The organism is Pseudomonas nitroreducens NBRC 12694, assembly GCF_002091755.1.
In the GTDB taxonomy this organism is placed as follows: domain Bacteria; phylum Pseudomonadota; class Gammaproteobacteria; order Pseudomonadales; family Pseudomonadaceae; genus Pseudomonas; species Pseudomonas nitroreducens.
In genome coordinates this window covers 94,457-115,922 of record NZ_BDAI01000013.1, presented here as the reverse complement: position 1 = coordinate 115,922, position 21,466 = coordinate 94,457, and the positions used below count along the sequence as shown (strand labels likewise).

Annotated in this window: 23 protein-coding genes; 3 read left to right on the top strand and 20 right to left on the bottom strand. The window is 63.9% G+C overall.

Annotation, left to right across the window (positions count from 1 at the left end; genetic code table 11):
- The first annotated feature begins 189 nt into the window (after window positions 1–189).
- Window positions 190–1,566, top strand: coding sequence for a spinster family MFS transporter (locus PNI01S_RS24310; RefSeq protein WP_024762974.1), 1,377 nt, complete (start codon window positions 190–192; stop codon window positions 1,564–1,566).
- Between the two features lie 80 nt (window positions 1,567–1,646).
- Window positions 1,647–2,885 (top strand): OprD family porin, encoded by a 1,239-nt coding sequence (locus PNI01S_RS24305; RefSeq protein ID WP_051445567.1) that lies wholly within the window; start codon window positions 1,647–1,649, stop codon window positions 2,883–2,885.
- A gap of 42 nt (window positions 2,886–2,927) precedes the next feature.
- On the opposite strand, the gene PNI01S_RS24300 is transcribed toward PNI01S_RS24305, so the two are convergent.
- A complete protein-coding gene (locus tag PNI01S_RS24300; protein ID WP_037006648.1) occupies window positions 2,928–3,260 on the bottom strand; it encodes a DUF5629 family protein in 333 nt (110 codons plus the stop codon).
- Window positions 3,261–3,393: 133 nt separating this feature from the next.
- On the opposite strand from PNI01S_RS24300, the gene PNI01S_RS24295 reads away from it, so the two are divergent.
- A complete protein-coding gene (locus tag PNI01S_RS24295; protein WP_037014555.1) occupies window positions 3,394–4,347 on the top strand; it encodes an aldo/keto reductase in 954 nt (317 codons plus the stop codon).
- A gap of 20 nt (window positions 4,348–4,367) precedes the next feature.
- Here the strand turns inward: PNI01S_RS24295 and PNI01S_RS24290 are convergent, their stop codons facing one another.
- From PNI01S_RS24290 to iscR, 19 genes are all read right to left on the bottom strand, one after another.
- Window positions 4,368–5,162 carry an amidohydrolase gene (locus PNI01S_RS24290; protein WP_024762970.1) on the bottom strand — a complete coding sequence of 265 codons (795 nt, stop codon included), beginning with the start codon at window positions 5,160–5,162 and terminating at the stop codon, window positions 4,368–4,370.
- Complete coding sequence (locus PNI01S_RS24285) at window positions 5,150–6,298, bottom strand: pyridoxal phosphate-dependent aminotransferase (RefSeq protein WP_024762969.1); 1,149 nt, start codon at window positions 6,296–6,298, stop codon at window positions 5,150–5,152. Before PNI01S_RS24285 ends, PNI01S_RS24290 begins: the two co-directional genes overlap by 13 nt.
- An 81-nt stretch (window positions 6,299–6,379) precedes the next feature.
- Entirely contained in the window at window positions 6,380–7,867 is a 1,488-nt protein-coding gene (gene der / locus PNI01S_RS24280) for a ribosome biogenesis GTPase Der (protein ID WP_024762968.1), read from the bottom strand.
- 83 nt (window positions 7,868–7,950) lie between these two features.
- Entirely contained in the window at window positions 7,951–9,093 is a 1,143-nt protein-coding gene (bamB, locus tag PNI01S_RS24275; protein ID WP_024762967.1) for an outer membrane protein assembly factor BamB, read from the bottom strand.
- A gap of 1 nt (window position 9,094) precedes the next feature.
- A complete protein-coding gene (locus tag PNI01S_RS24270) occupies window positions 9,095–9,739 on the bottom strand; it encodes a YfgM family protein (RefSeq protein ID WP_084359513.1) in 645 nt (214 codons plus the stop codon).
- A gap of 23 nt (window positions 9,740–9,762) precedes the next feature.
- On the bottom strand, window positions 9,763–11,052 hold the full coding sequence (gene hisS, locus PNI01S_RS24265; protein WP_084359511.1) for a histidine--tRNA ligase: 1,290 nt from the start codon (window positions 11,050–11,052) through the stop codon (window positions 9,763–9,765).
- A gap of 18 nt (window positions 11,053–11,070) precedes the next feature.
- Window positions 11,071–12,183 (bottom strand): flavodoxin-dependent (E)-4-hydroxy-3-methylbut-2-enyl-diphosphate synthase, encoded by a 1,113-nt coding sequence (gene ispG, locus PNI01S_RS24260; protein ID WP_084359509.1) that lies wholly within the window; start codon window positions 12,181–12,183, stop codon window positions 11,071–11,073.
- Window position 12,184: 1 nt separating this feature from the next.
- Window positions 12,185–13,210, bottom strand: coding sequence for a RodZ domain-containing protein (locus PNI01S_RS24255; protein WP_024762963.1), 1,026 nt, complete (start codon window positions 13,208–13,210; stop codon window positions 12,185–12,187).
- Window positions 13,207–13,965, bottom strand: a complete 759-nt coding sequence (pilW, locus tag PNI01S_RS24250) for a type IV pilus biogenesis/stability protein PilW (RefSeq protein WP_024762962.1) — start codon at window positions 13,963–13,965, stop codon at window positions 13,207–13,209. Before pilW ends, PNI01S_RS24255 begins: the two co-directional genes overlap by 4 nt.
- 16 nt (window positions 13,966–13,981) lie before the next feature.
- Complete coding sequence (rlmN, locus tag PNI01S_RS24245; RefSeq protein WP_024762961.1) at window positions 13,982–15,130, bottom strand: dual-specificity RNA methyltransferase RlmN; 1,149 nt, start codon at window positions 15,128–15,130, stop codon at window positions 13,982–13,984.
- 29 nt (window positions 15,131–15,159) lie between these two features.
- Window positions 15,160–15,591: a nucleoside-diphosphate kinase gene (gene ndk / locus PNI01S_RS24240; protein ID WP_024762960.1), complete on the bottom strand. Its 432-nt coding sequence runs from the start codon at window positions 15,589–15,591 to the stop codon at window positions 15,160–15,162.
- A gap of 250 nt (window positions 15,592–15,841) precedes the next feature.
- Window positions 15,842–16,042 (bottom strand): Fe-S cluster assembly protein IscX, encoded by a 201-nt coding sequence (gene iscX / locus PNI01S_RS24235; protein WP_024762959.1) that lies wholly within the window; start codon window positions 16,040–16,042, stop codon window positions 15,842–15,844.
- Between the two features lie 14 nt (window positions 16,043–16,056).
- Window positions 16,057–16,395 carry an ISC system 2Fe-2S type ferredoxin gene (gene fdx, locus PNI01S_RS24230; protein ID WP_024762958.1) on the bottom strand — a complete coding sequence of 113 codons (339 nt, stop codon included), beginning with the start codon at window positions 16,393–16,395 and terminating at the stop codon, window positions 16,057–16,059.
- A gap of 6 nt (window positions 16,396–16,401) precedes the next feature.
- Window positions 16,402–18,261, bottom strand: a complete 1,860-nt coding sequence (gene hscA, locus PNI01S_RS24225) for a Fe-S protein assembly chaperone HscA (RefSeq protein WP_024762957.1) — start codon at window positions 18,259–18,261, stop codon at window positions 16,402–16,404.
- A gap of 44 nt (window positions 18,262–18,305) precedes the next feature.
- Window positions 18,306–18,827: a co-chaperone HscB gene (hscB, locus tag PNI01S_RS24220; protein ID WP_024762956.1), complete on the bottom strand. Its 522-nt coding sequence runs from the start codon at window positions 18,825–18,827 to the stop codon at window positions 18,306–18,308.
- A gap of 8 nt (window positions 18,828–18,835) precedes the next feature.
- The gene (gene iscA, locus PNI01S_RS24215) at window positions 18,836–19,159 is read right to left on the bottom strand and encodes an iron-sulfur cluster assembly protein IscA (RefSeq protein WP_024762955.1); all 324 of its coding nucleotides are present in this window, start codon (window positions 19,157–19,159) and stop codon (window positions 18,836–18,838) included.
- Window positions 19,160–19,185: 26 nt separating this feature from the next.
- Complete coding sequence (iscU, locus tag PNI01S_RS24210) at window positions 19,186–19,572, bottom strand: Fe-S cluster assembly scaffold IscU (RefSeq protein WP_015478505.1); 387 nt, start codon at window positions 19,570–19,572, stop codon at window positions 19,186–19,188.
- 27 nt (window positions 19,573–19,599) lie between these two features.
- Window positions 19,600–20,814, bottom strand: coding sequence for an IscS subfamily cysteine desulfurase (locus tag PNI01S_RS24205; RefSeq protein ID WP_024762954.1), 1,215 nt, complete (start codon window positions 20,812–20,814; stop codon window positions 19,600–19,602).
- Between the two features lie 28 nt (window positions 20,815–20,842).
- Window positions 20,843–21,337, bottom strand: coding sequence for a Fe-S cluster assembly transcriptional regulator IscR (gene iscR, locus PNI01S_RS24200; RefSeq protein WP_024762953.1), 495 nt, complete (start codon window positions 21,335–21,337; stop codon window positions 20,843–20,845).
- Window positions 21,338–21,466 lie beyond the last annotated feature (129 nt).

The following is a 21,466-nucleotide window of genomic DNA, read 5'->3' as shown; positions in this document are numbered from 1 at the left end:
CCCCGCTCTCCCCTTCCCTAGTCTTGCGTGCACTGCCGTGAAAGCGGCAGGCAAACAAAAAATCGTGTCACGCAATCAGACACTTTCGGCCGCCCCTGCCTTGCGTACAGAGGCGCCTGGTTACCTACAACAACAACGAGCTCGACGTGCTTGGCCATCTGCCTTCACCCGCTTCAGGAGCCAGTAACCGTGAACCCGCAATCTCCCCACCCGCTATCCGTCCGTGCTTCCCGTTATTCCTGGTATGTCGTCGTGCTATGCATGGTGGCCTACATCTTCTCCTTCGTTGATCGGCAGATCCTCTCGCTGATGATCGAGCCGATCAAAGCCGATCTGCAGATCAGCGACACCCAGTTCAGCCTGCTCAGCGGGCTGGCCTTCTCGCTGTTCTATGCCTTCATGGGCCTGCCCATTGCCTACCTCGCCGACCGCTCCTCGCGGGTCAGGATCATCGCCATCGGCGTGGCCTTCTGGAGCATCGCCACCGCCGCGTGCGGGCTGTCGAAGAACTTCGTGCAGATGTTCCTGGCGCGCATGAGCGTGGGCGTCGGCGAGGCCGCGCTGACTCCGGCGACCTATTCGATGCTCAGCGACCTGTTCCCCAAGGAAAAGCTCGGCCGCGCACTGGGGCTTTACTCCATGGGTGCCTTCCTCGGCGGTGGCCTGGCCTTCCTGGTCGGCGGCTACGTGATCGAGGCGCTGCGCGACGTGCCGGCCATCGACCTGGGCTGGCTGGGCCAGGTGCGCTCCTGGCAGATCGCATTCTTCATCGTCGGCCTGCCCGGCGTGCTGGTGGCGCTGCTGATCGCGCTGACCATCCGCGACCCGGAGCGCAAGCTGGGCGATCGGGAACAAAAGGCAACGGTTCGTGACGGACTGCGTTTCCTGCGCCGCCATCGCGCCACTTTCGCCTGCCACTACCTGGGCTTCTCCTTCTTCGCCATGTGCCAGTACGCGCTGATGGGCTGGGCACCGGCCATGTACATCCGCCAATACGGCCTGTCGCCACTGGAGGTGGGCTACATCCTCGGCGGCATCCTGCTGGTGCTCAACACTGCCGGGGTGTTCTGCGCCGGCTGGCTGGTGGACGGGCTGCAGAAGCGCGGGCGCAGCGACGCCGCGCTGATCAGCGGCATGCTCGGCGCCGCCTGCACCATTCCTTTCGTCATCGGCTCCGTGACAGCCGGTAACCTGCAGTTGTCGGTGCTGCTGATGGGCCCGGCGATGTTCTTCTGCGCCTTCTGCATCTCCACCTCGGCGGCCGCCATGCAGGTGCTCACGCCCAACCGCCTGCGCGCGCAGGTGTCGGCGCTGTTCCTGCTGGTCTCCAACCTGATCGGCCTGGGCGTCGGCACCACGCTGGTGGCTCTGCTCACCGACCACTACTTCAAGGACCCGAAGGCCGTCGGCTCCTCCATCGGCATCATTGTCACCCTCGCCGGGCTGCTCTGCCTGTGGCTGCTGGGCAGCGGTCGCAAGCATTTCCGCCGCAGCCTGGGCGAAGAGCAACGGGCCCGGCCCGAAGCCGCCGCGCCGCTGAACAGCACCACAGCCGCTGCGAATTGACCGCGTCCGCCCGACAAGACATAGGGCCGTTCGCCGGCGGGTCGCCCCGCGCCCCGGCGAACCGAGCCCAGGAGATGACGATGTTGCGTAATCGCTTTGCCAGTGCGCTGCTTTCCAGCGCGCTGTTGCCCCTCTGCGCCCAGGCCGACCTGATCGACGACAGCCGCCTGGACACCACCCTGCGCAACTTCTACATGTTGCGCGACTACCGCCAGGACAACGCTCCGCAGTCCCAAGCGGGTAGCTGGTCCCAAGCCGTGCTGGCACGCTTCAGCTCGGGCTTTACCGAAGGCACCATCGGTGTCGGTGTGGATTTCACCGGTTTCTACGCCCTGAAGCTCGACGGCGGCGCTGGCACCAGCAACGACAGCAACCTGCCCTATGACCGCTCGACCGGCGAGCCGGTGGACGACTTCAGCCGTGGTGGCGCCACGCTCAAGCTGCGCTATTCGAAGACCACGCTGAAGGTCGGCCTGCTGGAGCCGCGTCTGCCAGTGATCTTCCAGGACGATGTGCGCGTACTGCCGCAGACCTTTCAGGGCGTGATGCTGGAGTCGAAGGAGTCGGAGCGCTTCAAGTTCACTGCGGCCCAGTTGTGGAACACCAGCACCCGCGCCTCCAGCGATCGCGAGTCGTTCTACCTCGCCACTCGACCCGCCAGCCAGGACAGCAACAAGCTGAACCTGGGCGGCGTCGACGCGCAATGGACGCCGGGGCTGTCCACCAGCTACTACTTCGCCCAACTCGAGGACATCTATGACCAACACTATGTGGGAGCCAACTTCAAACAGCCGGTCGGGGAGAACACCGCGCTGCTCGGCACCCTGAGTTATTTCCACAACGAGGAATCCGGGCAGGCGTTGTCCGGTCGTATCGACAATCGCGCCTACGGGGCGCGGCTGGGCGTGAAGCACGGCGGCCACACGCTGTCGGCCACCTACCAGCGCATGCTGGGCGAGGACATGTTCCCCATGCTGCTGGGCAATACGCCGCAGCCCTACCTGGTCAACTGGGTCACCAACGGCGGGTTCTTCTGGGCGCAGGAGCGCTCCTATCAGCTGCGCTACGACTACGACTTCGCCAGCCTCGGGCTGCCGGGCCTGACCTTGATGACACGCTACACCAAGGGCACCGACATTGCGCGCCCTGGCAAGGGCGATGGCCACGAGTACGAGCGCGATACGGATATCGGCTACACCATCCAGGACGGACCGTTGAAGGCACTGTCGTTCCTGATGCGCACCTCCACCGTGCGCAGCAGCTATTCCAGCGACTACGACGAGGTGCGCTTCATCACCAGCTATCCGCTGGGATTCTGAAGGCCCAGAAATGAAGAAGGCCCCTTTCGGGGCCTTCTTTATTCACTCGTCGTCGCCACTGGCCGTCACAGCACCCAGGCAACACAGGCGGTGCTGCTGTTCACCCCCCTGCAGCAGCCAGCTCTCGTCCTCGGCCTGGTAGCTGGCCTCCATCACCTGGTTGTAGCTGAAGCGCCATTCGCGGCGGTCACGACCGTCGATGGATTCGATCTGCAGCACCACGTCTTCGCTGGCGAAGGGTTGCCCGGCGTTTGCGGCGGCGTCCGCCTGGTCCAGCAGTGCCTCGTTGAGCTCGAACTGCCAGGCATGCAGGCCGTCGATCAAGAGCATGTCGGCGGTTTCCAGCTGGTCCAGCAGATAGGGAGTCGTGGTCATCTTTGGCACTCGGCAATTGGGCTGGCCGCCATGATAGACCAGCTGGGTGCCGGCTGCCGGTTATTCCGCCCGGCGCGGGCAGAGGCGGCGTCTACACTGAGGGTTCTCGCACACCCCTGAGGAGGCAAAGCCGATGCGTACACGCGAACTCGGACAATCGGGCCTGAAGATTCCCGCGCTGGTCTTCGGCGGCAATGTGTTCGGCTGGTCCGCCGACGAAGCGACCTCCTTCCGTCTGCTCGATGCGCTGCTCGACGCCGGTCTCAACTGCATCGACACCGCCGACGTGTACTCGCGCTGGGTGCCGGGGCACGAGGGCGGGGAGTCCGAAATCCTGATCGGCAAATGGCTGAAGAAAACCGGCAAGCGCAGCCAGGTACAGATCGCCACCAAGGTCGGCATGGACATGGGCAACGGTCACAAGGGCCTGTCGGCGGTATACATCGAACAGGCCCTGGGACGCTCGCTCAGGCGTCTGCAGACCGACTATATCGACCTCTACCAGTCCCACTGCGATGACCCGCACACCTCGATGGAGGAAACCATGGGCGCCTTCGCCGAAACGGTGAAGAGCGGCAAGGTGCGGGTGATCGGCGCGTCGAACCTGGAGGCCAAGCGCCTGCGCGAAGCGTGCGAAGTGTGCGACCGCCTGAAGCTGCCGAACTACCAGAGCCTGCAACCCAACTACAACCTCTACGACCGCGCCAACTACGAGACCAACCTGGAGCCCACGGTGCAGCAACTGGGATTGGGCGTGATCAGCTTCTATTCGCTGGCGGCGGGCTTCCTCACCGGCAAGTACCGCAGCGAGGCGGACCTGGGCAAGAGCAGCGTACGCGGCTACAAGGTGAAGAACTTCATGAACGAGCGCGGCTTTGCCATTCTCGACGCGCTGGAGGAAGTGGCCGGCGAACTCCGCGCTACGCCGACGCAGGTCGCCCTCGCCTGGCTGATGGCACGTCCCAGCATCACCGCGCCGATTGCCAGCGCCTCGAAACTGGAACAGTTGCCGGACCTGATCGCAGCAGTCGACCTGAAGCTGAGCGATGAGGCGATCCAGCGATTGAATGCTGCCAGTGCGTATTGAGCGGGGCGACTGGCCTGCGACTACAAACGGATATCGAACTGGTCGGCGTCGAGATTGGCCGGGAAGCGTTCCCGGTAAGCCGCCAGCTCCGCCGCGCTCAAGGCTATCTGGAAGACGCCATCGGCATTCCCGGCGGCCAGCAGATTGTCTCCCTGGAAATCCAGCACCTGGCTGTCACCGGAATAGGCGTGGCCCTTGCCGTCTTCACCGACCCGGTTGACTGCCGCGACGTAGCACAGGTTTTCGATGGCCCGCGCCGGCAACAGCCGATTCCAGTGCTGGCGGCGCGCGGCCGGCCAGTTGGCGGTGTAGAGCAGCAGGTCAGTGTCCTGGGCATCTCGGCTCCACACCGGGAAGCGCAGGTCGTAGCAGACCAGCGGGCGAATCCGCCAGCCCTTCCAATCCAGCAGCACCTGCTGTTCGCCCGGCGTGTAGTGCTTGTGCTCGCCAGCCATGCGGAACAGGTGGCGCTTGTCGTAGTGCTGCACTTCGCCATCCGGGCGCGCCCAGAGCAGGCGGTTGCGATGGCTGCCGTCAGCGGCGCGGATGATCACGCTGCCGCAGACTACGGCGTCCAGTTTCGCCGCCTGTTCGCGCAGCCAGACGTAAGTCTCGCCCTCCTCCGCTTCGGCCAGCGCATCGGAATCCATGGAGAAGCCGGTGGTGAACATCTCCGGCAGGATCACCACGTCTGCGCCACGGGCGCTTTCCAGCAGCGCCTCGAAGCGCTCGCGGTTGGCCTTGGCGTCGTGCCAGACCAGGGTGGTCTGCACGAGGGCAAGCTTGAGGTCTGATAGTTGGCTCAGATCGCGCATAGTCGTTCCGCTGCCTGGCGCAGCGTCTCCTCTTTCTTGGCGAAGCAGAAGCGCACCAGGCGCATGTCCGCCGGGGCCTGCTGGTAGAACACCGAGACCGGAATGGCAGCCACGCCGTGCTCGCGGGTTAGCCATTTGGACATGGCGACGTCATCGAGGTCCGGGCGGATCGCCGAGTAATCGACCACCTGGAAATAGGTGCCGGCGGCGCGCTGGAAGGTGAAGCGCGAGCCTTCCAGCAGGTCGCAGAACAGGTCGCGCTTGGCCTGGTAGAAGCCCGGCAGCTCGCGCAAGTGCTCGGGATGCGCGGCCATGAAATCGGCCAGCGCCCACTGCAGCGGCGTCACGCCGCAAAAATTCACGTACTGGTGGATCTTGCGCATCTCCGCCGACAGCGCCGGCGGCGCCACCACGTAGCCGGTTTTCCAGCCGGTAACGTGGTAGGTCTTGCCAAAGGAGCTGATGACGAAGGCGCGCGGATACAGTTCGTCATGGGCCAGCACGCTGGCGTGCTGCACGCCGTCGTAGATCAGGTGCTCATAGACCTCGTCGCTGACCACGTAGATCTCTCGGTCGCGGATCAGCTCGGCCAGGCGATCCAGGTCGGCTCGGTCGATCAGCGCACCGCTGGGGTTGTGCGGGCTGTTGAGGAAGATCAGGCGCGTGCGCGGGGTGATGGCATCCGCCAGGCGCTGCCAGTCGATGCGAAAATCCGGCTGGCTCAGGGCGACATGCACGCAGCGACCACCGGCCAGCTCTACCGAAGGCTCGTAGCTGTCGTAGCAAGGATCGAGGACGATGGCCTCATCACCGGCGCGGATCAGAGCCTGCACCGCGCAGAAGATACCTTCCGTCGCACCAGGAACGATAGTCACCTCGGTGTCGGCGCTGACGCTACGCCCATACAGGCTGGCAACCTTGATCGCTACTTGTTCGCGCAGCGCCGGCAGGCCGGTCATCGGGCTGTATTGGTTGTTTCCGGCCATGACATGGCGGGCGACCGCCTCGAGCAGCGGCGCGGGGCCGGGGAAGTCCGGGAAGCCCTGGGAGAGATTCAGCGCCCCGCTTTCGGCGGCGAGCTGGGACATGCGGGTGAAGATAGTGGTGCCGACATTCGGCAGTTTGCTGGTAAGCATGGCGTGACTGGAGGCTGCAGGCGATGGGAGGGAAGTCCCTACTCTATCGCCTGCGGCTTGCGGTCTAAAGCCTGACAGACGTTATTTACGTTTGTCCTTCTTCTTCTTCTCCGCCTTCTTGTGGTGAGACATGAGGCGGCGCTTCTTGTTGACCTGGCGATCGGTGAGCTGGGTCTTCTTGCCCTCGAACGGGTTGTCGCCGCCCTTATACTCGATGCGGATCGGCGTACCGACCAGCTTCAGCACGCGGCGGAAGGTCTTCTCCAGGTAGCGCGTGTAGGCCTTGGGCACCGCATCCACCTGGTTGCCGTGGATCACGATCAACGGCGGGTTGGCGCCCCCCAGGTGCGCATAGCGCAGCTTGATGCGGCGGCCGTTGACCATCGGCGGCTGGTGGACCTGGATGGCGTCCTCGAGGATCTGCGTCAGCTTGCTGGTGGGCCAGCGGGTCACGGCGGAGCGGAAGGAATCCTGCACCGACTTGTACAGGTGCCCAACGCCAGTGCCGTGCAGCGCGGAGATGAAGTGGATGTCGGCGAAGTCGGCGAACATCAGCCGGCGCTCGAGCTCGGTCTTCACGTAGTCGCGCTCGGCCGACTCCATGCCATCCCACTTGTTCAGCGCAATGACCAGCGCACGGCCGGTCTCCAGCACGAAACCAAGCAGGTTGAGGTCGTGCTCGACCACACCTTCGCGGGCGTCCATGACGAAGATGACCACGTTGGCGTCCTGGATCGCCTGCAGGGTCTTCACCACCGAGAACTTTTCCACCGCCTCGAAGATCTTGCCACGACGACGTACGCCGGCGGTGTCGATCAGGGTGTACTTCTCTTCGTTGCGCTCGAAGGGGATGTAGATGCTGTCGCGGGTGGTGCCGGCCTGGTCGTACACGATCACCCGCTCTTCACCGAGCATGCGGTTGACCAGGGTGGACTTGCCGACGTTGGGGCGACCGATGATGGCGATCTTGATGCCATCCTTCTCGCTCGGGCCGGGGATGCGCTTGGCTTCCTCGCCCTCGGCGACCTCTTCCAGCTCGCTGGGCAGGTCGTTGTCTTCCGGCGCCTCGGGCTCCGGGGCGAACATCTCGCCCAACGCTTCCTGGAGCATCTGGGTGATGCCACGGCCGTGGGCGGCAGCGATCGGGATCGCATGCCCCAGAGCCAGCGGGCTGAACTCGGCGCGAGCGATGTCCGGATCGACGGTATCGACCTTGTTCGCCACCAGGTAGGTGCGCTTGTTCTTCTTGCGCAGGTGGTCGGCGATCATCTCGTCGGCGGCGGTGAGGCCCGCGCGGGAGTCGACCATGAACAGGACGGCATCGGCCTCTTCGATGGCCTGCAGCGACTGCTCGGCCATCTTGGCGTCGATACCCTCTTCGTCACCGGAAATACCGCCGGTATCGATGACGATGAATTTCTTGCCCTGCCACTTGGCCTCGCCGTACTGGCGGTCGCGGGTCAGACCCGCGTACTCGGCGACGATGGCGTCACGGGTGCGGGTCAGGCGGTTGAACAGGGTGGACTTGCCGACGTTCGGGCGGCCCACCAGGGCTATTACGGGAACCATGCGGCTCTCCAGGAAATTTGATTTTCAGAAAACACGACGGCCGCTGCCGTTTTTCACGGCAGCGGCCGGCAGTAACACTCAGCTTAGCGAATCGTGTAGGCGGCCAGCTTACCGCTGTTGCCGAACACGTACATCCAGCTGCCGACTACCAGCGGGCGAACCCGCACGCCGTCACCGTCAACCTTCTCGCGGCCAACGAAACGACCGTCCACCTGGCTCAGCAGGTGCACATAGCCTTCCAGGTCACCGACAACCACGTTGCTCGACAGCACGGCCGGAGCGGACAGCTGGCGGCGAGCCAGCGCGTCGTTGCTCCACAGCGAGGACGAACCACGGGAGTCGAGGCTTTCCACGGTGCCGCTGGCCTGGCTGATGAACACACTGCCAGTCCCTTCGGCGACGCCGACGTAGCTGGAAGCTTCACGCTGCCAGAGCACGCGGCCGGTGCCTACGTCCAGCGCCGCGGCGCGGCCCTGGTAGCTGGCGACGTAGAGAACATTGTCGACCAGCAGCAGGCCGCCGTCGATGTCGACGACGCGGTCCAGCTCGGAACGGCCTTGCGGAATGGCAACGCGCTGCTCCCAGACCGGCAGGCCACGCTCGACGTCCACGGCGACGACCTTGCCGCTGGCCAGGCCGGCCAGGGCCAGGCGGCCAGCGATCAGCGGAGCGCCGGTGCCACGCAGAGTCAGCACCGGCACGGTGCCTTCGTAGATCCAGCGCTGATTGCCGGTGGCGGCATCGAAGCCGATCAGCTTGTCGTCCTGGGTCTGCACGACTACCACGTCACCGTTGGTGGCCGGGGCTGCCAGTACTTCGCTGCTCACCTTGGCGCGCCACTTCTGCTCGCCCGAACCGGAATCCAGGGCGATCACGTCACCGCGCAGAGTGCCCAGCAGGACCATGCCGTTACCCACGCCGACGGCGCCGGAGATGGGCAGGTCGAGGTCTTTCTTCCACAGCACTTCGCCGGTTTCGCGCTGCATGGCCATGACGCGGCCTTCGGCAGACGCGGCGTAGATGGTCTGGCCATCCACAGCGGGCTCGAGCAGGTTGTACAGGTCGCCCTGGCCGTCACCGACCGAACGGCTCCACTGTTTCTCCAGGCGGACCTCTTCCTTGAAATCGGTCAGCTCGGCCGGCGGCAGTTCCTTCTTGCTATTGCTGCTGCAACCCACAGCCATCAGGGTCAGTGCCAGCAGTGCAACGTGTTTCCAACGCAACATCTCAGGCGTCTCCCTTGGCCAGGTCGTCGAGTTTCATCTGCAGGGCGCCAACGGCGGCGTCTTCCGGCAGGGCAGCCTTGGCCTTTTCGTAGGCGACACGGGCGTCGTCGTTGCGCTTGAGCTGCAGCAGCAGGTCGCCGCGCAGTTCTTCGCGAGTGGCTACATAGGCCTTGTCGACGTTGCCGTCGAGCAGCTTGAGACCGTCCTCGGCCTTGCCCTGGGCAGCCAGGACACGCGCCAGGCGCTGCCGGGCCAGTTCGCCAAGGGTGGCATCCACCGGCTTGTCGACCACGGCCTTGAGCTCGAGGGCAGCGTCATCCAGCTTGCCGTTGTCCACGGCGACCTTGGCGACGAACAGGCGGCCGTACTGGGCATACGGAGTACCGGCGTACTCGGTGGTCAGCTTGCCAGCGAGTTCGGCGACCTTGGTGGTGTCGGGCTTGCCGGCCGGGTTCAACGCGGTTTCCAGCAGGGCCTGGTAAATGATGGAAGCGCCCTGGGACTGGTTGGTCTGGTACTTTTTCCAGGCTTGCCAGCCGAACACCACGATCAACGCCAGAGCGGCGCCGGTCAGCAGGGGCATGCCGTTACGCTGCCACCAGTCCTTGATGTCAGCGATCTGTTCTTCTTCGGTACGGTTACTCACCCCAATACTCCTATCCGCTCGATTCAGGCCTGCTGGAGGCAGGCAGCCAGGTGCTCGGGCAGAGCATCCCAGGCGATATTCTTTTGTTCGCCCTCGCCACGCAGGGGCTTGAAACCTACCACGCGGTTGGCCAGTTCGTCGTCACCCAGAATCATGGCGAACTGTGCGCCGCTCTTGTCGGCCTTCTTGAACTGGCTCTTGAAGCTGCCGGCGCCGGCATTGACCAGCAGGCGCAGCCCCGGGATAGCCGAGCGCAGTTGTTCCGCCAGGGTCAGCGCGGCCAGCTCGGCCGGCTCGCCGAAGGCGCAGACATAGAGGTCGGCCGGGCGATTCAGCTCGGCCGGGACCACGCCCAGGGTTTCCAGCAGCAGCACCAGGCGCTCCACGCCCATGGCGAAGCCCACGCCCGGCGTCGGCTTGCCGCCGAACTGGCTGACCAAGCCGTCGTAGCGGCCACCGCCGCATACGGTGCCCTGGGCGCCGAGCTTGTCGGTGACCCACTCGAAAGCCGTGCGGCAGTAGTAGTCGAGGCCACGCACCAGTTTCTGATTGATTTCGTAGCGCAGGCCGACCGCGTCCAGGCGGGCCTTCAAGCCCTCAAAGTGGGCGATCGACTCTTCGTCCAGGTAATCATGCAGGCTCGGTGCACCGACCAGCAGGGCCTGGGTGGCCTCCACCTTGCTGTCGAGGATACGCAGCGGGTTGGTGGTCATGCGGCGCTGACTGTCTTCATCAAGCTGGTCGAAGCGCTCCTGCAGGTAGGCCACCAGGTCCTCGCGAAAACGCGCCCGAGCTTCGCTGGAGCCCAGGGTGTTCAGTTGCAGGGTCACGGCGTCGGCCATGCCCAGCTTCTGCCACAGGCGCCAGGTGAGGATGATCAGCTCGGCGTCGATGTCCGGGCCGGGCAGGTTGAAGACTTCCACGCCAATCTGGTGGAACTGGCGGTAACGGCCCTTCTGCGGCTTCTCGTAGCGGAACATCGGGCCGGTGTACCAGAGCTTCTGTACCTGGCCGCCACCGGACAGGCCGTGCTCAAGCACAGCGCGCACGCAACCGGCAGTGCCCTCCGGACGCATGGTCAGGGATTCGCCGTTGCGATCGAGGAAGGTGTACATCTCCTTGTCGACCACGTCTGTGCCTTCACCGATGCCGCGGGCGAAAAGTTCGGTGAATTCCAGGATCGGCATGCGGATCTCACTGTAGCCATAGGCATCCAGCAGATCGGCAAAGGTGCGCTCCAGATAGCGCCAGGCCGGGGTCTGGTCCGGCAGGATGTCGTTCATGCCACGGATGGCTTGCAGGGACTTGCTCACTTAGGATCCTTGTTGCGGTCAGCCGCGCACGATGAGTGCGGCGTCGGCCTCGGCCTTCTCGGCCGCTTTTTCGCGGATCAGCCGTTCCAGCTCATCCACCAGGTTATCGTTCTGCAGCTTCTGCGCCGGCTTGCCGTCGATGTAGATCAGGTTGCTCGGCGTACCACCGGTAAGGCCGATGTGGGCCTCCTTGGCTTCGCCCGGGCCGTTGACCACGCAGCCGATCACGGCGACGTCCAGCGGAACCAGCAGGTCCTCCAGGCGGCCTTCCAGCTCATTCATGGTCTTCACCACATCGAAGTTCTGCCGCGAGCAGCTCGGGCAGGCGATGAAGTTGATGCCACGGGAGCGCAGGCGCAGCGACTTGAGGATGTCGAAGCCGACCTTGATCTCTTCCACCGGGTCGGCGGCGAGGGAAATGCGGATGGTGTCGCCGATGCCTTCGGCGAGCAGCATGCCCAGGCCCACGGCCGACTTCACGGTGCCCGAACGCAGGCCACCGGCTTCGGTGATGCCCAGGTGCAGGGGTTGCTCGATCTCTTTCGCCAGCAGTCGGTAGGCGGCGACGGCCATGAACACGTCGGAAGCCTTCACGCTGACCTTGAAGTTCTGGAAGTCCAGACGCTGCAGGTGGTCGACGTGGCGCATGGCCGACTCCAGCAGTGCTTCGGGAGTCGGCTCGCCGTATTTCTTCTGCAGATCCTTTTCCAGCGAGCCGGCGTTGACGCCGATGCGGATCGGGATATTGCGCTCGCGGGCGGCATCGACCACGGCCTTGACCCGGTCTTCGCGACCGATGTTGCCGGGGTTGATACGCAGGCAGTCGACGCCCAGTTCGGCCACGCGCAGGGCGATCTTGTAGTCGAAGTGGATATCGGCCACCAGCGGGACTTTCACCTGCTGCTTGATCTTGCCGAACGCCTCGGCGGCGTCCATGTCCGGCACGGAGACGCGAACGATGTCGGCGCCGGCGTCTTCCAGACGGCGGATCTGGGCCACGGTGGCCGCCACATCCAGGGTGTCGGTGTTGGTCATGCTCTGCACGGCAATGGGGGCATCCCCACCTACCGGCACGTTACCTACCCAGATTTTCCGGGACAGGCGACGTTTGATCGGAGACTCGCAATGCATCTTACTGTCCACCCAACTTCAGGCGTGCGGTGCCACCGCGCGCTGGCGTGACTTCAACTGGCTGGCCGTTGTAGCTGACCTGGGCGCCCTGGGCAAAGCCAAGGCGCAGTTGGACCGGCGCCTTGGCGGCGACTTCCAGCGAATCACCCTTGCGCTTGAGGCCCTCGAGGATGACCTTGCCGTCGGCATCGGTCACCTGGGTCCAGCAATCGGCGGTGAATTGAACCTTGACCACGCCCTGCCCGGCGGCCGCGACCACAGGAGCAGCCGGCGCCTCGGCCGGTGCAGCGGGGTTCGCCGGTACGGCGGGCTGTTGCGCAGCCGGCGGTTGCGCCGGGGCTGGAACTGCCGGTGCGGGAGCCTGTGCGGCTTCAGGTACGGCGGGTGTGCCCGGAGCGACAGGTGCGGCAGTGGCCGGCGGAGTACCTTCGGCCGGAGCCTCGGCGGTGCCGCTGTCGCCAGCGGGCTCGGACGGAACCGGCGGGGTATTGGCCTGGTCCTCGGCGACGGCCTGATCTTCCGGCTCGTCGAGGGTGTGGATTTCAGTGGTGCCGTCGGCGCTTTCGACCTCGACGTGCTCCATGTTCAGGCTGCCCGTCTCGGCCGGACGCGCGGAGCGTTCCTGCCACCAGAAGTAACCGAAGCCGATCAGCACGGCCAACAGGGCCAGGCTGAACAGGCGCAACAGGTTGCGCGACAGGCGCACCGGCTCGACCACGCGGCCGAGCGCCTGGACGTTGCTGCCGCTGGCATCGGTGCCGGTGTACTGATCGAAGGCAGTGACCATCTGGGCCTGGTCCATGCCCAGCAGCTTGGCGTAGGCGCGGATATAGCCACGGGCGAAAGTGTGGCCCGGCAACTGGTCAAAGGAGCCCTGCTCCAGCTGGCGCAGCGCATTCTCGGTGAGATTCAGCTGACCGGCGACCTGAGCGGTACTCCAGCCCTTGTTCTCGCGCGCCTGGCGCAGGGTCTCGCCAGGATTGGCGCGGGTCGTGCCGATGACATCGGACTGCGACGTATTCATCATTTATCCGCCTGGTATGCCTGGTATTCAGGAGAAGCGGGATACAGGCGCTTGAGTTGCAGCCCGTAACTGGCAGCGGTATCCCGGTCGTCAAAAATCTTCGCCAGTCGAATCCCCAGCAGCAAACTGCGTGCGGTCTGCGGGCCCTGCTTGAGGTATTCCTCGTAGAAAGTCCGGGCCGGCACGTACTCGCGATCCTGGTAGTTCAGGTCAGCCAGTTCGATCAGTGCCCCCGGCTGATTGCGATTCAGGCGCACGGCCTTCTCGAAGTACTGCTTGGCCTGGACCCGGTCGTTGAGCTTGAGGCTGACGATGCCGAGATTCTCGAAGATGCGCGAGCGCTCGGAGTAAAGGCCGTCTTCGGTGGCCTTCATATAGGTGTCGTAGGCTTCCTTGTAGCGCTTCTGCTCGAACAGGAAACTCGCGTAGTTGTTCAGGATACGGGCATCTCCCGAACGCGCGGACAGCGCTTTGCGGTACTCGCTCTCGGCGAGCTTGGGTTCCATTTCGGTCTGGTAGACAACCGCCAGCGCAGCGTGGGCGTCAGCGCTGGACGAGTCGATCTCCAGCGCCTGGCGCAACGGCACCTTGGCCTGCTCGGTATTGCCCATCTGCAGGTAACCGATACCAAGCTGGATGTAGGCGTCACGCGCCTCGTCCCGGCCCTTCTCGGTTTTCAGAGGATCCTGTTTACCAGTCGTCACGCAACCCGTCAGCACGGTTGCCAACAGTAAGAACAGCGCGGCGCGCAGGGTCATCGGATTCCTCCCTAGTTCAGTTTCGAGTGGCGTTGGTCGGAGCCTGTTCGGCATCGGCGGCCAGCTGTCGTACGGCAATATAGCGTTCGCTGCGGCGGGTGCGGTCCATCACCTGGCCTACCAGCTGACCACAGGCGGCATCGATGTCGTCGCCGCGAGTGGTGCGAACCGTAACGTTGAAGCCGCTTTTGTGCAGCATGTCCTGAAAACGGCGGATGGCATTGTTGCTCGGACGCTCGTAGCCGGAATGCGGGAACGGATTAAACGGAATCAGGTTGATCTTGCAAGGGAAATCCTTGAGCAATGCGATCAACTGCTCGGCATGCTCGGGCTGGTCGTTGACGCCGGCCAGCAGAGTGTACTCCACCGTCAGCACGCGCTCCTTGCCCAGGCGCGTGATGTAGCGGTAGCAGGAGTCGAGCAGCATTTCGAGCGGGTACTTCTTGTTGATCGGCACCAGCTTGTTGCGCAGTTCATCGTTGGGCGCGTGCAGCGACAGTGCCAGGGACACGTCGGTCACCTCGGCGAGCTTGTCGATCATCGGCACCACGCCGGAGGTGGACAGGGTCACCTTGCGCTTGGAAATGCCGTAGCCGAGGTCCTCCATCATGATGCTCATGGCAGTCACGACGTTATCGAAGTTCAGCAGCGGCTCGCCCATGCCCATCATCACCACGTTGGTGATGGCACGGTCGATCTTGCCCGGGATGGTCCCGAACGATTGGTTGGCGATCCACACCTGGCCGATGATCTCGGCGGAGGTCAGGTCGCTGTTGAAGCCTTGCTTGCCGGTGGAGCAGAAGCTGCAGTCCAGCGCGCAACCGGCCTGGGACGACACGCACAGGGTGCCGCGGCCGCCCTGCGGGATGTACACGGTCTCGACGCAACTGCCCGAGGCCACGCGTACGACCCACTTGCGGGTACCGTCAGAGGAAATGTCCTGGCTGACGATCTCCGGCGGGCGAATTTCGGCAACGGCCTTGAGCTTTTCGCGCAAGGCCTTGCCGACGTTCGTCATGGCGTCGAAATCGACGGCGCCAAAGTGGTGAATCCATTGCATCACCTGGCCGGCGCGGAAGCGCTTTTCACCGATGGACTCGAAGAATTCCTCGAGCTGGGGCTTGGTCATGCCCAGCAGGTTGGCCTTTACAGCGGTATCAGTCATGGATTCACCCTCGCTCATTCACTGACGGATCAGCGAATGCGCTCGCACACCTCGGTGCTGGAGAAGAAGTAAGCGATTTCGCGGGCAGCCGAAGCTTCCGAGTCGGAACCGTGTACGGCGTTCTCGTCGATGGAAACGGCGAAGTCGGCACGGATGGTGCCGGCGTCGGCTTTCTTCGGATCGGTGGCGCCCATCAGCTCACGGTTGCGCAGGATGGCATCTTCGCCTTCCAGAACCTGAACGACGACCGGGCCGGAGGTCATGAAGGAAACCAGGTCCTTGAAGAAGGGACGCTCTTTGTGCTCGGCGTAGAAACCGCCAGCTTCGCGCTCGGACAGCTGAACCATCTTCGAAGCGACAACGCGCAGACCGGCTTTCTCGAAGCGGGTCAGGATTTCGCCGATGACGTTCTTGGAAACGGCGTCGGGCTTGATGATGGAGAAGGTACGTTGCAGGGCCATGGAAATAACTCCGAAAAGCAAGGTTGGTAATGCCAAGAAGCCCCTGGCATGGCCAGGAGCTCCTGCGATTCTAGGGTTTGCCGCGTGCCGAGCCCGCAGGGCGAAGGCCGCGAAACCGGCCCGACTGCGACAGGGCCGGCGACTGGAAAATTCCCCTGGGGAAATTTTCGACAGCTCACCTAAAGATAAAACCCGCGAATTATACGCGGGTTCATGACAAATGGGTACGCGGCTCTGGTGAGCCGCCCCCTCAGTCGGCTTCGTCGATCCAGGCGGCCTGGATGGCCTCCAGGACCTTTTCCCCGCCGCGGGAAGGATCGTCGCTGAACTCCGGCAATGCCAGCACCCAGCGGTGCAGATCGACGAAATTCACGTAGCGCGGATCGACATCCGGCTTGGACTCGGCCAGCTGGATCGCGATTTCGAGCACATCAACCCATTTCAGACTCATGTGAACGCTCCGCCTCAGTGACCTTCGGACACCTGGTTGATGGTGTACTTCGGAATCTCCACCACCAGGTCCGTCTCGCCGACCACTGCCTGGCAGGACAGGCGCGAATCCGCCTCCAGACCCCAGGCCTTGTCCAGCATGTCGTCTTCCAGCTCGTCGGAGGCTTCCATCGAATTGAAGCCCTCCCGCACGATCACGTGGCAGGTGGTGCAGGCACAGGACATCTCGCAGGCATGCTCGATCTCGATGCCATTGCGCAGCGCTGCCTTCATGATGGTTTCGCCCGGCTGGGCTTCGATCACCGCGCCTTCAGGGCAGTGCTCGGCGTGGGGCAGAAAGACAATCTGCGGCATCTTCGCTTATTCCTCGATTTCGTTGAGCCGGCGACCGGCCAATGCGGCTTTGACGGTGGCGTCCATACGGCGCGCGGCAAAGGCGTCGGTCAGCTGGGACAGACGCTTGATCTGTTGTTCGATGGCGACGGTATCGCTGCCGGTGGCCAGCTCGCGCAGCGAGTCCATGCCGGCATCGATGACCAGGCGCTCGTCGGCCTCCAGCAGGCGTTCGCCGTCAGCGTCCAGCGCCGACTGCACGGCCTCCAGCAGGCGCTGGGCCTCGACCTGCTGTTCACGCAGGGCGCGGGCAGCAAGGTCATCGCCGGCATATTGGAAGGAGTCCTGCAGCATGCGGGCGATTTCGCCATCGGTCAGGCCGTAGGAAGGCTTGACCTGGATGCTCGCCTCGACGCCCGAGGACAATTCGCGGGCGGAAACGCCCAGCAACCCGTCGGCGTCGACCTGGAAGCTGACGCGAATCTTCGCCGCGCCAGCCACCATCGGTGGAATGCCGCGCAGCTCGAAGCGCGCCAGGGACCGACAGTCCTTGACCAGCTCGCGCTCGCCTTGCAGCACGTGGATCATCATGGCTGTCTGGCCATCCTTGTAAGTGGTGAACTCCTGGGCGCGGGCCACCGGAATGGTGGTATTGCGCGGGATCACCTTCTCCATCAGCCCGCCCATGGTTTCCAGGCCGAGCGACAAGGGAATCACGTCAAGCAGCAGCAGCTCTTCGCCGCGTTTGTTGCCGGCCAGGGCATCAGCCTGGATGGCCGCGCCGATGGCGACCACCTGGTCCGGATCGATGTCGGTCAGCGGGTCGCGAGCGAACAGGTCGCCCACCAGTTCGCGCACCCGAGGTACGCGGGTCGAGCCACCCACCATGACGACGGCGCTGACCTCTTCCAGCTCGACACCGGAATCACGGACTGCGCGACGGCAGGACTTGAGGCTGCGCTGAATCAGCGGATCGATCAGAGCCTCAAGCTGGGCACGGGTCAGTTCACCAGACCAGCCGTCATAAGCAACGGCCGCGCTGGCGCTGTCGGTCAGCGCTTCCTTGGCCGCGCAGGCAGTCTGCAGCAGACGGCGCTGAGCGCCCGGATCGAGGTCGGCCGAGAGACCGGCCTGCTCGATGATCCAGCCCGCAATGGCATGGTCGAAGTCGTCGCCACCCAGGGCGGTATCGCCGCCGGTGGCCAGGACCTCAAAGACGCCACGGGTCAGGCGCAAGATGGAAATATCGAAGGTACCGCCGCCCAGGTCATAGATGGCGACCACGCCCTCGGCGTTCTTGTCCAGGCCATAGGCCACGGCCGCAGCGGTCGGCTCATTGAGCAGACGCAGAACGTGGAGGCCGGCCAGACGCGCGGCGTCCTTGGTGGCCTGGCGCTGGGCGTCGTCGAAATAGGCGGGAACGGTGATCACCGCGCCCACCAGCTCGCCACCCAGGGTCGACTCGGCGCGCTGACGCAGGACACGGAGGATCTCAGCCGAGACTTCCACCGGGCTCTTGGCCCCCTGGACTGTCTCGATGAAGGGCATGTGCGATTCGCCCTGGGTGAAGCGATACGGCAGCTGGCCGCCCAGTTGCTTCACATCTTCCAGGCCGCGCCCCATGAAGCGCTTGACCGAGATGATGGAGTTCAAGGGGTCTTGCGAGGCGTTGGCGCGAACGCTCTCCCCCACCTCGATGCGATCGGCGAGATAGCGCACCGCAGAAGGCAGGATCACTTCGCCGCGATCATCGGGCAAGGGCGCTGCGACGCCGCTGCGCACGGCAGCGACCAGGGAATTCGTGGTGCCCAGGTCAATCCCTACCGCCAGGCGGCGCTGGTGTGGCTGGGGACTTTGTCCGGGCTCGGCGATCTGCAGTAGGGCCATGCGGTTTCTAATCAGGCTATCGGGCGCGGCGCGGGCCGCGCGGATTAATCGTCGAGTCGCTCTTCGAGCTGCCGCACTTCCTGCGCCAGCTTGTCGAGGAACTGCATGCGGCGAACCAGACGCTCGGCCAACTCACGACGGGCGGCATCATCCCAGCAATCGGCGAAATCCTCTTCCAGACGCTGCTGGGCGGATTTCAGCTGACGCTTGAACTGCGCCACGCCATCAAGATCGGCGTTGTCCTGCAGATCTTCCAGATCCTCGCGCAGCTGCATCTGCTGCAGCAGGAACTCCGGGTCCTGCACCGTGGCTTCCAGCGGCAATGCATCGCCACGCAGGGCCAGCAAGTACAGCGCGCGACGCGGGACGCTCTTCAGCGTCTGGTAGGCATCGTTGAGCTCGGCGGCCTTGGACTGCGCCAGTCGTTGCTCGCGCTCGGAAGCATCGGCGAAACGATCCGGATGGACGGTACGCACCAACTCCCGATAGCGATTGCCAAGGGCTTCCAGATCGATCCGGAAGCCCGGCTGCAGGTCGAACAGCGCGAAGTGACAGGGACTACCCACACCCAGCCTCAGACGTTGAAGCTTTCGCCGCAGCCACACTCACCGCGCACGTTCGGGTTGTTGAACTTGAAGCCCTCGTTGAGGCCTTCCTTGGTGAAGTCCAACTCCGTGCCGTCGAGGTAGACCAGGCTTTTCGGGTCGATGATGACCTTCACGCCGTGGCTCTCGAACACCTCGTCCTCGGCTGCCAGTTCGTCGACGAACTCCAGCACGTAGGCGAGGCCCGAACAGCCGGTGGTACGCACGCCAAGACGAATGCCCTCGCCCTTGCCGCGCCCTTCGAGGGAGCGGCGAACGTGGTTGGCGGCGGCTTCGGTCATGCTGATGGCCATGGGAACTCCTTACTCAACGAATCGCTTCAGAGCAGACCTTTCTTCTGCTTGTAGTCGCGCACGGCCGCCTTGATGGCGTCCTCGGCGAGTACCGAGCAGTGGATCTTCACCGGCGGCAGGGCCAGTTCTTCGGCGATGGTGGTGTTCTTGATCGATTCGGCTTCGTCCAGGGTCTTGCCCTTCATCCACTCGGTGGCGAGGGAGCTGGAGGCGATGGCCGAACCGCAGCCGTAGGTCTTGAACTTGGCGTCTTCGATGACGCCCTGCTCGTTGACCTTGATCTGCAGGCGCATCACGTCGCCGCAAGCGGGAGCACCGACCATGCCGGTGCCGACATCCGGATCTTCGGCGTTGAGCTTGCCGACGTTGCGCGGGTTTTCGTAGTGGTCGATGACCTTGTCACTGTAAGCCATGGCTAATCCTCACTTCTACGGGGCGGGTCAGTGGGCCTGCCATTCGACCTTGGACAGGTCGACACCCTCTTTGAACATATCCCACAGCGGCGAGAGCTCACGCAGCTTGGAAACGGCTTCCACCACCTTCTTGGCGGCGTAATCGACCTCTTCTTCGGTGGTGAAGCGGCCGAAGCTGAAACGGATGGAGCTGTGCGCCAGCTCGTCGTTGCGACCCAGGGCGCGGAGCACGTAAGACGGCTCCAGCGAGGCCGAGGTGCAGGCGGAACCGGACGAAACGGCCAGGTCCTTGAGCGACATCATCAGCGACTCGCCCTCGACGTAGTTGAAGCTGACGTTGAGGATGTTCGGCGCGTAGGAAACCGGGCTGCCATTGAGGTACAGCTCTTCCAGGTCCTGCACCTGATCGAAGAAGCGCTTGCGCAAGCCTTCGATGCGGGCCATTTCCTGGTGCATTTCTTCCTTGGCGATGCGGAAGGCTTCGCCCATGCCGACGATCTGGTGGGTCGCCAGGGTGCCCGAACGCATGCCGCGCTCGTGGCCGCCACCGTGCATCTGGGCTTCCAGGCGCACACGCGGCTTGCGACGCACGTACAGAGCGCCCATGCCTTTGGGGCCGTAGACCTTGTGGGCGGAGAAGGACATCAGGTCGACCTTGAGTTTCTCCAGGTCGATGTCGACTTTACCGGCGGACTGGGCGGCATCGACGTGCAGCAGAATGCCACGGGCGCGGGTCAGCTCGCCGATGGCGGCGATGTCGTTGATGCTGCCGACTTCGTTGTTCACGTGCATGACCGACACCAGGATGGTGTCGTCACGCAGGGCGGCCTCGACCATCGCCGGGGTGATGACGCCCTCGGGAGTCGGCTCCAGGTAGGTCACTTCGAAGCCTTCGCGCTCCAGCTGGCGGCAGGTATCCAGGACCGCCTTGTGCTCGATCTTCGAGGTGATGATGTGCTTGCCCTTGGTCGCGTAGAAGTGCGCGACACCCTTGATGGCGAGGTTGTCGGACTCGGTGGCACCGGACGTCCAGACGATCTCGCGGGGGTCGGCATTGACCAGCTCGGCGACCTGGCGACGGGCATTCTCAGCCGCTTCCTCGGCCTTCCAGCCGAAGACGTGGGAGCGCGAGGCCGGGTTGCCGAAATTGCCGTCAACCAGCAGGCAGTCGGCCATTTTCTGAGCGACACGCGGATCCACCGGGGTGGTGGCGGAGTAGTCGAGGTAAATCGGCAATTTCATCAGGTAACTCCTACAGGCGGGCGTTCGCTCAATCGATGGCGGACGCTTCAATCTTGTCGAGGCGCAGCGACTTGCTGCCGGAGCAGCGACGCTCGTCCTGGCGCTGGGCGACCTCTTGAACTTCGCGGCGCTCGACCAGGTCGGCCAGGCTGATGCCGCTGAGAAACTCGTGAATCTGCTGACTGAGGTCGCACCACAGGTGATGGGTCAGGCAGGTATCGCCGGAGTGGCAGTCACCCTGACCCTGACAGCGGGTGGCGTCGACCGATTCATTGACTGCATCGATCACCTGGGCGACGTGGATACCGGTCATGTCACGGGACAACTGGTAGCCGCCGCCCGGACCGCGCACGCTGACCACCAGGTTGCCACGGCGCAACTTGGCGAACAGCTGTTCCAGGTAGGACAGGGAGATACCCTGGCGTTCGGAGATATCGGCGAGAGAAACCGGGCCACGCTGGGCGTGCAACGCCAGGTCGAGCATGGCGGTAACGGCATAGCGGCCTTTGGTGGTCAATCGCATGGGGAAATCCGGAAGAATCGCTGGTATGGCGGAAGTATGCTCTTTTCCGACTATTTAAGTCAACTATAAGACCTATTACTTTAGTCGGATTTAGCCAGCGAACGGCGCCGTATTCTAACAGTAATGGCG

What these genes read in the sequence shown, in the direction of transcription:
- PNI01S_RS24305 (WP_051445567.1), top strand. Translation starts at nt 1,647, where the DNA reads ATGTTGCGTAATCGCTTTGCCAGTGCGCTGCTTTCCAGCGCGCTGTTG.
- PNI01S_RS24300 (WP_037006648.1), bottom strand. Translation starts at nt 3,260, where the DNA reads ATGACCACGACTCCCTATCTGCTGGACCAGCTGGAAACCGCCGACATG.
- PNI01S_RS24295 (WP_037014555.1), top strand. Translation starts at nt 3,394, where the DNA reads ATGCGTACACGCGAACTCGGACAATCGGGCCTGAAGATTCCCGCGCTG.
- PNI01S_RS24290 (WP_024762970.1), bottom strand. Translation starts at nt 5,162, where the DNA reads ATGCGCGATCTGAGCCAACTATCAGACCTCAAGCTTGCCCTCGTGCAG.
- PNI01S_RS24285 (WP_024762969.1), bottom strand. Translation starts at nt 6,298, where the DNA reads ATGCTTACCAGCAAACTGCCGAATGTCGGCACCACTATCTTCACCCGC.
- der (WP_024762968.1), bottom strand. Translation starts at nt 7,867, where the DNA reads ATGGTTCCCGTAATAGCCCTGGTGGGCCGCCCGAACGTCGGCAAGTCC.
- bamB (WP_024762967.1), bottom strand. Translation starts at nt 9,093, where the DNA reads ATGTTGCGTTGGAAACACGTTGCACTGCTGGCACTGACCCTGATGGCT.
- ispG (WP_084359509.1), bottom strand. Translation starts at nt 12,183, where the DNA reads ATGCATTGCGAGTCTCCGATCAAACGTCGCCTGTCCCGGAAAATCTGG.
- PNI01S_RS24255 (WP_024762963.1), bottom strand. Translation starts at nt 13,210, where the DNA reads ATGATGAATACGTCGCAGTCCGATGTCATCGGCACGACCCGCGCCAAT.
- pilW (WP_024762962.1), bottom strand. Translation starts at nt 13,965, where the DNA reads ATGACCCTGCGCGCCGCGCTGTTCTTACTGTTGGCAACCGTGCTGACG.
- rlmN (WP_024762961.1), bottom strand. Translation starts at nt 15,130, where the DNA reads ATGACTGATACCGCTGTAAAGGCCAACCTGCTGGGCATGACCAAGCCC.
- ndk (WP_024762960.1), bottom strand. Translation starts at nt 15,591, where the DNA reads ATGGCCCTGCAACGTACCTTCTCCATCATCAAGCCCGACGCCGTTTCC.
- iscX (WP_024762959.1), bottom strand. Translation starts at nt 16,042, where the DNA reads ATGAGTCTGAAATGGGTTGATGTGCTCGAAATCGCGATCCAGCTGGCC.
- fdx (WP_024762958.1), bottom strand. Translation starts at nt 16,395, where the DNA reads ATGCCGCAGATTGTCTTTCTGCCCCACGCCGAGCACTGCCCTGAAGGC.
- hscA (WP_024762957.1), bottom strand. Translation starts at nt 18,261, where the DNA reads ATGGCCCTACTGCAGATCGCCGAGCCCGGACAAAGTCCCCAGCCACAC.
- iscA (WP_024762955.1), bottom strand. Translation starts at nt 19,159, where the DNA reads ATGGCCATCAGCATGACCGAAGCCGCCGCCAACCACGTTCGCCGCTCC.
- iscU (WP_015478505.1), bottom strand. Translation starts at nt 19,572, where the DNA reads ATGGCTTACAGTGACAAGGTCATCGACCACTACGAAAACCCGCGCAAC.
- PNI01S_RS24205 (WP_024762954.1), bottom strand. Translation starts at nt 20,814, where the DNA reads ATGAAATTGCCGATTTACCTCGACTACTCCGCCACCACCCCGGTGGAT.
- iscR (WP_024762953.1), bottom strand. Translation starts at nt 21,337, where the DNA reads ATGCGATTGACCACCAAAGGCCGCTATGCCGTTACCGCCATGCTCGAC.